Here is a 9005-nt window from a genome sequence, read left to right as displayed (position 1 = left end):
GACGGGCGGCGATCTGCGCCGTGATCGACAGGCCGCGCGCCGAAGCCTTCGCAATGGTGTCGAGCGTCTGGCGCCAGCGCCGCGGCGCCTTGTCGTTCTGCGTGATCGAGAACGAAACCGGGATCTTGGTGTTCTCCGCGACCCGCAGCATCATCGGCAGGTCTTCGTTGATGGTCGAGAGATCGAGCACGAATTGCAGCACGCTGCGGCCGACGCCGTGCATGGCGCCGGCAATCGCGGTCAGTTCATCCTCGCCGGCCTTCAGCGTCGGCGTGAAATCGCCGGTCGAGGTGCGGTGGTTCAGGGTGCGCGAGGTGGAAAAGCCCAGCGCCCCGGCCCGCACCGCGTCGCCCGCCAGTGCCGCCATCGCCTTGTTGTCGTCCGGCGTGGACGGATCGCGGCGCGCGCCGCGGTCGCCCATGACGTAGACGCGCAGCGCGGCGTGCGGCAGTTGCGCGCCGATGTCGACGTCGAAGTGACGTTTCGAAAGCCATTCCATGTAATCCGGAAAGCTTTCCCAGGCCCAGGGAATGCCGGCGCTCAGCACCGGTTCGGGAATGTCCTCGACGCCTTCCATCAGCTGGATCAGCCGCTGATGGTCGCTCGGCCGGCACGGCGCAAAACCGACGCCGCAATTGCCCATGATCGCGGTGGTGACGCCATTCTGGGAGGAGGGCGTGATGTCCTGGCTCCAGGTGACCTGGCCGTCATAATGGGTGTGGACATCGACAAAACCCGGCGCCACCAGTCTGCCCCTGGCGTCGATCTCTTCCTTGCCGGTCCCAGCAACCTTGCCGACTTCGGTGATGCGGCCGCCTGATATCGCGACATCGGCTTCGAACAATTCGCCGCCACGGCCATCGGCAATATTGCCGCCGCGGATCACGAGGTCATGGCTGGAGGTCATGGCGATTCATCCCGGTTCGGCTTCGTTGCCGGCATCATGGGTGGGCCCCCGATGCTGTCAACCGCCGGGGATGGGGCTCAGGAATGCATCAGCCCCGTGACCGGCGCCTCGGAAGCGGCCCGCGGCCTGCGGTCGGTAGCCAGCGCCAGCAGCACCGTCAGGAGCATGAACGCCACGGAAGCCCCGAACACCCAATGCGGCATGTTCTGGTCCATGATCCAGCCATACAGCAGCGGGCTGACGATGCCCCCCAGGTTGAAACCGGTGGAGACGATGCCAAAAGCCCGGCCGGCAGCTCCCGCCGGCGCCGCGTTGCGGACCAGCATGTCGCGCGAGGGGGCGATAGCGCCGCCGAGGAATCCGGCGGCCCCCATCGCCACCGTCAAGACGACCGGCGGCAGGTTGACCAGCGCGACCACGAGCACGATGCCGGCATTGATGCCAAAGCAGGTCGCGGCGACCTGCCCATGGCGCCGGGTGCGGTCGGCGAGGTAGCCGCCGGCCAGCACGCCGGCGGCGCTGGCGCCGAGAAACGCCGTCAGCGCGATATTGGCCGACGAGAACGACACGCCATAGCCGCTCATCAGCGCCACCACGCCGAAATTGCCGATGCCGGCATTCGACAGGCTGAGCAGCATGAAGAACACGGTCAGCACAATGATCGCCGGCGTCATCACGTTGGCTTGCTGTGTCGGCGCGTCCTCGGTCCTGCGCTTGTCGGCGCCGGCGTCGGGAATGCCGACGAGGATGAGCGACAGCGCCACCAGCGGACCGACGGCGCCGGCCACGATCAGCGCGCCAAGGCCGCCGACCGACGCCACCAGCACGGCGACGATGGCCGGCGCCACTGCGCTGCCGAGGAAACCCGCAAAGGTGTGGATCGAAAAGGCGCGGCCCATCCGCGCTTCATCCATGTGCGCCGAGAGGATGGCGTAATCGGCCGGATGATAGACGCTGTTGGCGAGGCCGAGCAGCGCGGCGCTGACGATCAATGAGGGATAGCTCAGGTGCATGCCGAGCCCGATCAGCGCCAGGCCGCCGACGGTCAGGCCGATCAGGAGGATCTTGCGGGCGCCGATATGGTCGGCGAGATAGCCGATCGGGGCCTGGGTCAGGCCGGACACGACCGCGAAAACCGTCAGTGCAAAGCCAAGCTCGATATAGCCGACGCCGAGCTGCTCCTTCAGGAACGGAAACAGCATCGGCAGCACGAACAGATGAAAATGGCTGACCCAGTGCGCCACCGAGATCGCGGCGAGCGTTCGCAGCGAACCGTCCGTCTTCACTTGTTGCGGTGCAGCCAGAACGTCGGCCATGTCTGTCACAAGCTCCGTCTCGATAAGCGGCCCGGCAAGGCCTGACGAAAATCAAAGCCTGACGAAAATAGAGGCTGGCTGCTATTTGTCCATGAATGCCGCTGCATGGCTGCCCTCGCGTGCGGCGGATAAAGCATCCCGCGGATGGAGCGCGAGGGCTGCGTTGACGTGCAGGGCGGGCAAACCCGCGCGCTGCGCCCACCACCGATCTAAACGGTCAACGTGATCCGGTGGACACGCTTTCCGCCTTCGCGCTTTGAGGTACGGCGGACAAGTCGCTTTGCCTGCCCTGCGACCACGCCGTGTCTAAAGCGGCTCGTCGTCGTTGCCGGTGCGATCACGCTTCGGCGTAGCGATGTCGCCGTCCTCGAACTCGTCGTCCTCGTCAGGCGAAGGCGGGGGCAAAGGCGAAGGCTTCCTCGTCTTGTCGTCGCTTTCCTTGCGAGGCCCACCGTCTTTTCCGATTCCACCCATGTCCTTGCCTTTGATAGCATCGGCCGATCTCTGGCCAGCCATTCCGTGACATTCGTGGCCTGACCTCAATCTCACCGACATTGCCGACACAATAGCGTTAACCGGGCGAACTTTCCTGCCTTTTTCCGTTGTTCGGTGTAAAGGGAGGCACAACAAAGGATCATTCATGAAGAAGCCCAAGCTCGAATTGGAAGCGCAGCAGCCCCGTCATATCGTTCGCGCCGACAAGCCACCGACCAGCGGCTATTCGCTGGTGGTCGACGGTCATTTCAAATCACACCACGACACCGTCGAGGCCGCCGAAGAGGCGGGCATGGCCTTGAAGCATCAATACCAGATGCTTCAGGTTCAGGTTTACGACGCCGAGACCAGGACGCGGTCGATGATCGAGTGGCCGGCGCCGTCCTGATCGGTTTTTGAGCCAGGGCCTGCCCGGCACCTGGATAGCGCGGCGGATACCGGTCCGCGCCAGGAAAATCCGTCACAGCAAAAACGTGAAATCTCCGGTTCTGATCCGATCAGAACCGGACGGAATCAAGTCCGCCGTCCGCCGTCCTGCCGGCTTGCCAGCCAATCCGTCAGCGCCGGGCCTTTTTCCGCTGATTTGTTCGGCTTGGCCCGCGCCTTCTTGGGCGCGGGCGCCGGGCGTGGAGGCTCGGCCGCCTCGCGGGCGAGTCGCAAGGCCTTCAGCCTCGCCATGTTGTCGAGCACGGACTTTGTGACGGCGTCGCGATCAGTCTTGCCGGTCCTGGCATCCAGGGCTGTCCTTGCCGCCTTGTTGACCCGCGCTCCGGCGCGGTCTCGATCTTCCTTGGTCATTTAAGCTGACTTCTTTTTGTTGGGCTGGGCCTTTTTGTTGACCTTGGCTTTTGCCTCCGGCGGCTTGGCGCGGTCGGCGGCTTCCTTTGCCAGCCGGAGTTCGCGCAGTGCCGCTGTGCGTTTTCGTATCGCAGCGTCGGCAGCCGCGATGTCGGCCATCGCCTTGATGCCTTCGACTTGCTGGGCGAGCTTTCGATTCAGCCGGATCTGCTTGAGTTCGGCAGCGCTTTTCACCTCGTCATTCATCGCTTGCCTTTCATGTCATGGCGCACATCGCCGTGCGGCGGCCCGGTTCCGATCCTATCATGCATCGGATGGCCGGAGGGGGTTCTTTGGGCTCATATTGTCACGGAAACAGGCCCTTTTTGAGGAAATCAGCCATCGTGGTGAAGGGCCGACAGGCCGGTCTGGAGGGTCTCCAAACCGGCGGTTCCGATCAGAACGTGGCGCCGGCCTTTACCATGTAGGCCCGGCCCGGCAGCGGATAGGCACTGAAGCGGCCGTCGGTGAATGAACTCGCGATCGCGTAGTCATAATACAGCGCATTGAAGAGATTGTTCACGGAGAGCGACCAGAAGAAGTGCTGATAGGCTCCGCTCAGCTTGAAATCGACCGTCGCGTTGGCCGGAATCCGGCGCTGGGTGTTGGCCTGGTCATTGTCCATGAAGCGCTCGCTCCAGGCGCGCAGCGTCGCGTCCGCAACGAGATAGTTTTGCCAGATGTTCCAGCTCACGCCGCCGCTTGCCGTGTAGCGGGACACCAGCGGAACGTCATTGCCGGCGAACGTCCCTTCGCGGAACACCGCGCGGCTATAGGCGAAGCCGCCGCGCAACAGCACGCCGTCGCTGACGCGCAGCGACGCGCTGGTCTCCGAGCCATAACGCCGGGTCGGATCGAGATTGACGTTGAAAAACCGCGCGGGGATGAAATGGATCTCGTTCTCGAGGTCCATCGTGTAGACGCTCGATTGTATCTCGAACGGCCCGGACCTGATCCGAAAACCCGCTTCGATATCGTGAGACGTCTGGGTTTTCAGTTTGAAGTTCCCGGAAAGGGGATTGAAGAAAGGATCGAAGGCCGGGCCGGAGGATACTCTTTCATCGACATTCGGCGTACGGAACGCGCGAGCGGCGCGTCCGAACATCGAGAACACCGCGTTAAAGCGATGTTCGATGCCGATATGCAGGGCGTGTTGGGTCTCCTCGCTGTCGAGAGGCGTCGCCTCGGCGCTGAAGGCTCCCGGCGCGAATGGATCGTAGCGATCTCGCGCGCTGAGGCTGGTGCGTTGAATTCGGCCGCCATACGAAAAGTCCGTCGTTGGCAACAGGCCGATCGTCTGCTGCCAGTATCCAGCCAGCGTACGTTGATTGAGGTCGTAGACGTGAATTGGCGGCGCGCCGCGGGACTCGGGTCGATCCGAATGGTAGGTCGCATCGTAATAGTCCACGCCCGTCAGAATGGCAGAGGGTAACCCCGGCATCACGTTCTTGATGCTCAAGCGGGGGGTGATCGACCACGTCTGCAGATGGGTGTCGACATAGTTGAACGGAATCGCCGGAGAATTGCCGAAGAACCCGGCCTGCTGCTTCTTGTCCCGCACGCCGCCATCGACGATGAGTTCGGCGCCGTTCCACAATGTCCTGGTGAAGCCGGCGGTGGCGTTGGCGCCCTGCTGGTTGCCGTAGTCGAACGGCGTGTTGGTGCCCCGGCGATCGGTAACGAGCTGATTCAATCCGATCGATGGATCGACGGTGCGGCCGCCCGGGAAGCCCAGTTTCTGATCGTCGCCGGAAAGGGTCAGGAACGCGGTGAGGCCGGGCGTGGCGTAGTTGACGTTGCCGACGCCGTTGCGCTGGTCGAGTGCATTGTTGACACGGTAACCGTCGGACTTGATGCCGTTGCCGTAGAAGGACGTGGACCAGGGTCCGGAGTTGGTTGCGGCGGAGACCGAAGCCATGCGCTGGTTGAAGGATCCGGCTCCCGCTTCGCCGCGCATCGCGACCGGCGGGCCGCCAACGCCGTTTTTCAGGACGATGTTGATGACGCCGCCGACGGCGTTGTCACCATAGAGCACGGCGCCGCTGTTGCCCCGGGTGATTTCGATCCGTTCGATCGAATCGCGTGGAATCGTGCCGAAGTCCACGCCCTGCATATCGACGTCATTGACCCTGCGCCCATTGATGAGGAGCAGGGCATTGGAGGCGGCGAACGCGCCAAATCCGCGCAGGTCCACACTGGTCTTCGCGCCATTCACGCCGCCAAACAGGCTTGTCAGCTGGACGCCGGGGGTCTGCGCGATGATTTCCTGCACGGTCTGCGCCGGAGAGCGGGCGATATCTTCCGCGGTGATCACGGTCAATGACGCCCCCACAATGCCGCTGAATTGCCGGACTGTGATTGCTCCCGACGGCGATGTGCCGGACGGCGAAACGCTGGAGCCGCCTGACGGCGCAGGATTCGTGTCGGTGGTCGGCGTGAGATTCGGAGCCGTGCGGTGCGGACCCGAACTCTCGTCATCTGACGGTTTGGCCCGCGTCCGGTTCTGGTCGATGGGCGGACTGACTTCGATCGGCGGCAACTGGTCCGCCGCTGCCAATTGCTGTGCCTGCGCGCCGGAAATGCCCAGGGAGAGCAGGGGTACGAGAACACTGGAAGCGAGCAAATAGTTGCGACGCCGCGGTGCGGCGATGCGGATGCAAGACATGGTTCAAACCTCGGTATGACGTCAGTGGCACGTCACAGCGAACCAAGTCTCACCCTCGTGCTTGCGCAGCCTGGGTGAAGCTAATGTCTGTACTCCCCGACCGACATCTTCGCGTGTGACCACGGCTGACGGCAGGTCTCCTGGCTCGCGGGTCGTTACCCTTCGTCGCCTTCCCAGGACCGAGATTCCCAGTGGCCTGTGACGAAAGATTCACCGCTTACAGTTGCGGGGGCAGCCGCGGCATTGGGGATCTCTCCCCGCACCGCATTCCCTTTTGATCCCCGAGAAGGGAACCGTCGAAAACATCTAGAATTGTGCCGGACGAAGAGTCAATCCCGGCGGCGAACCCCGGCACCGCAGGGTACGCTTTTTGTTCGCCTGTCGCTTGTATGCCACCTCAATCGCTGTATGAGCATGGCGCGATGAGCGTTTGGAACATGACGACAGCGGCCGATATCGCCGCGCGCCGGCGCATCGGCTTGACCGCGGCGCTGGCCGCGCTCGTGGCGCTGCTGGTGCTGGTCTCGCTCGGCATCGGTCCGGTGCGGTTGTCGCCGCTGACGGTGATCGAAGCCATATGCGGCGGCGGCAGCGACGTGTCGCAGGTGATCGTGCGGGAAATCCGCCTGCCGCGAACGATTCTGGGGCTCGCGATCGGCGCCGTGCTCGGATTGTCGGGCGCGGCGCTGCAGGGCCTGTTGCGCAATCCGCTGGCCTCGCCCTCGCTGTTCGGCGCGCCGCAATCGGCCGCCTTCGGCGCGGTGCTGGTAATCGCGCTCGGCCTTGCCGACGTGCGGTCCTACGCGCTGCCGGTGGCGGCGATCGTGGCGGCCTTCGGTTCGGTGTTCGTGCTGCTCACCATCGCCGGCCGCAACGCCGGGCTATTGATCCTGATTCTGGCCGGCCTTGCGATTTCGAGCCTTGCGGGAGCTGCGACCGCGCTGGTGATGAATCTGTCCAGCAACCCCTTCGTGGTGCTGGAAATCGCGTTCTGGCTACTGGGTTCGCTGGAAGACCGCAGCTTTGTGCATGTGATGCTGGCGCTGCCGTTCATCGTGGCCGGCGCGATCATCCTGTTCAGCCAGCGCAACGCTTTTCGCGCGCTCAGCCTTGGCGAGGAAACGGCACAAAGCCTGGGTGTCGACGTCGGGTGGCTGAGGCTCACCGTGATAACAGGCGTCGCGCTCGGCGTCGGCGGCGCGGTCGCCGTCACCGGCACCATCGGCTTCATCGGCCTGGTCGCGCCGCATCTGATGCGGCCCTTGATCGGCCACGATCCGGCGCGGTTGTTGCTGCCGAGCGCATTGGCCGGCGCGGCGCTGCTGCTGTCGGCCGATATCGCCGTGCGCATCATTCCCTCGACCAGCGACATCAAGGTCGGCGTGCTGACCTCGATCATCGGCGTGCCGTTCTTCCTCTATCTGATCATGCGCGAGCGCCGGGCGCTCGCGGGAGGCGTCGCATGACCTATCTGCGCGCGCAAAACCTCAGCGTCGCGCTGGGCGGCCGGACGGTGCTGAAGGATGTTTCGCTTTCGCTGTCAGCGGGCCATCTGGTGGCGCTGGTCGGGCCGAACGGCGCCGGCAAGACCACGCTGCTGCGCGCACTGGCCGGATTGCTCCCGTCCGACGGCGCGATCGATGTCGGCGGCGATGCGCTGGCGAGGCTGCCGCTGCGCGAGCGCGCCAAACGCTTTGGCTACCTGCCGCAGGGACACATCGTGCACTGGCCGCTGCCGGCGCGCGACATCGTCGCCCTCGGCCGCTATCCGCATGGCGCCACCGATCCGGCGCGCCTTGCGCCGCGCGATGCCGAGGCGGTGCTGCGGGCGATGCAGGCGGTCGATGTCGTCGAGTTCAGCGAACGCCGCGTCACCGAATTGTCCGGCGGCGAACGCAGCCGCGTCGCACTCGCCCGGGTGCTGGCGGTGGAAGCGCCGGTCATTCTGGCGGACGAGCCGACCGCTTCGCTCGATCCGCGCCACCAGCTCGAGGTCATGAAAGGCCTGCGCGCGGCGGCCGACAACGGCGTGCTGGTGGTCGTGGTGACGCATGATCTCGGGCTGGCGGCGCGATTTGCCGATTCAGTGCTGGTGCTTTCGGAAGGACGCCTGGCCTCGCAGGGCACGCCGGCGCAGGCGCTGTCCGAGCGGGTGATGGCGGACGTGTTCCGGATCAGCGCCTATCGCGCCGAATATCAGCGCGAGGCGGTGATCGTGCCGTGGGCGGAAATCTGATGCGCCGGCGTCTTGCATGCCTGCTCGCGATCGTCGCGCCGGCGATTTCCGCGACCACGTCCCTTGCAGCCGATCCGCCGCGGATCGTGTCGATGAATGTCTGCACCGATCAATTGCTGCTGACGCTGGCCGACCCCGGGCAGATCCTCGGGCTCAGCCGGTTCTCGCGCGATGCCTGGCAATCCTGGGCGGCCGGCGACGCGCGCCGCTATCCGACCCTGTCGGGCGGCGCCGAGGACGTGCTGGTGCGGAAGCCCGACATCGTCGTCGCCAGCCTGTTCGACAAACGCTCGACGCGGGAGCTTCTGAGGGCGAAGGGCCTGCATCTCGTCGAATTCACGGTGCCGCGCACGCTGGACGAGGTGAAGGACCAGATCCGGGAGATGGGGGAGGTGGTGCGGCATCCGGATCGCGCCAGCGCCGAAATCGCCCGGCTCGATGCCGCGATCGCGCGCGCCCGGCAGGCCGTGAGCGAGAAGCATTATCGCGTGCTGCCGCTGTCGCGGCGCGGCTGGGTGCCGGGCCGCGACGCTCTGGTCAGCTCGCTCC

Annotated in this window: 10 protein-coding genes and 1 riboswitch; of the genes, 4 read left to right on the top strand and 6 right to left on the bottom strand. The window is 64.9% G+C overall.

The features are described 5' to 3' along the window. The 3 genes from WCE35_RS01395 to WCE35_RS01385 all read right to left on the bottom strand — a co-directional run. A partial coding sequence (locus WCE35_RS01395; protein ID WP_424591554.1) for an N-acyl-D-amino-acid deacylase family protein occupies nt 1-907 on the bottom strand: 907 nt, incomplete at its 3' end. A gap of 77 nt (nt 908-984) precedes the next feature. Next, entirely contained in the window at nt 985-2223 is a 1239-nt protein-coding gene (locus WCE35_RS01390) for an MFS transporter (protein ID WP_424591553.1), read from the bottom strand. Between the two features lie 306 nt (nt 2224-2529). After that, on the bottom strand, nt 2530-2739 hold the full coding sequence (locus WCE35_RS01385) for a hypothetical protein (RefSeq protein ID WP_424591552.1): 210 nt from the start codon (nt 2737-2739) through the stop codon (nt 2530-2532). Between the two features lie 124 nt (nt 2740-2863). Here WCE35_RS01385 and WCE35_RS01380 point away from each other — a divergent pair, with 124 nt between their 5' ends. Further along, nucleotides 2864-3106, top strand: coding sequence for a hypothetical protein (locus tag WCE35_RS01380; protein ID WP_424591551.1), 243 nt, complete (start codon nt 2864-2866; stop codon nt 3104-3106). 125 nt (nt 3107-3231) lie between these two features. Here the strand turns inward: WCE35_RS01380 and WCE35_RS01375 are convergent, their stop codons facing one another. The 3 genes from WCE35_RS01375 to WCE35_RS01365 form a co-directional block, all read right to left on the bottom strand. Continuing rightward, nucleotides 3232-3516 carry a hypothetical protein gene (locus WCE35_RS01375; RefSeq protein ID WP_424591550.1) on the bottom strand — a complete coding sequence of 95 codons (285 nt, stop codon included), beginning with the start codon at nt 3514-3516 and terminating at the stop codon, nt 3232-3234. Then, nucleotides 3517-3762, bottom strand: coding sequence for a transcriptional regulator (locus WCE35_RS01370; RefSeq protein ID WP_424591549.1), 246 nt, complete (start codon nt 3760-3762; stop codon nt 3517-3519). 190 nt (nt 3763-3952) lie between these two features. After that, nucleotides 3953-6220 carry a TonB-dependent receptor gene (locus WCE35_RS01365; protein ID WP_424591548.1) on the bottom strand — a complete coding sequence of 756 codons (2268 nt, stop codon included), beginning with the start codon at nt 6218-6220 and terminating at the stop codon, nt 3953-3955. Between the two features lie 113 nt (nt 6221-6333). Further along, nucleotides 6334-6533, bottom strand: a riboswitch (cobalamin riboswitch). Between the two features lie 124 nt (nt 6534-6657). On the opposite strand from WCE35_RS01365, the gene WCE35_RS01360 reads away from it, so the two are divergent. The 3 genes from WCE35_RS01360 to WCE35_RS01350 all read left to right on the top strand — a co-directional run. Beyond that, nucleotides 6658-7686 carry a FecCD family ABC transporter permease gene (locus WCE35_RS01360; protein WP_424591555.1) on the top strand — a complete coding sequence of 343 codons (1029 nt, stop codon included), beginning with the start codon at nt 6658-6660 and terminating at the stop codon, nt 7684-7686. Next, the gene (locus WCE35_RS01355; protein WP_424591547.1) at nt 7683-8456 is read left to right on the top strand and encodes an ABC transporter ATP-binding protein; all 774 of its coding nucleotides are present in this window, start codon (nt 7683-7685) and stop codon (nt 8454-8456) included. The genes WCE35_RS01360 and WCE35_RS01355 overlap by 4 nt, the downstream gene beginning before the upstream one ends. Then, nucleotides 8456-9005, top strand: a 550-nt coding sequence (locus WCE35_RS01350; protein ID WP_424591546.1) for an ABC transporter substrate-binding protein, incomplete at its 3' end; no start/stop codon positions are given. The genes WCE35_RS01355 and WCE35_RS01350, both read left to right, overlap by 1 nt.

This window comes from Bradyrhizobium sp., assembly GCF_049691595.1.
Taxonomy (GTDB): Bacteria; Pseudomonadota; Alphaproteobacteria; order Rhizobiales; family Xanthobacteraceae; genus Bradyrhizobium.
This window is presented reverse-complemented; position numbering and strand designations above follow the sequence as displayed.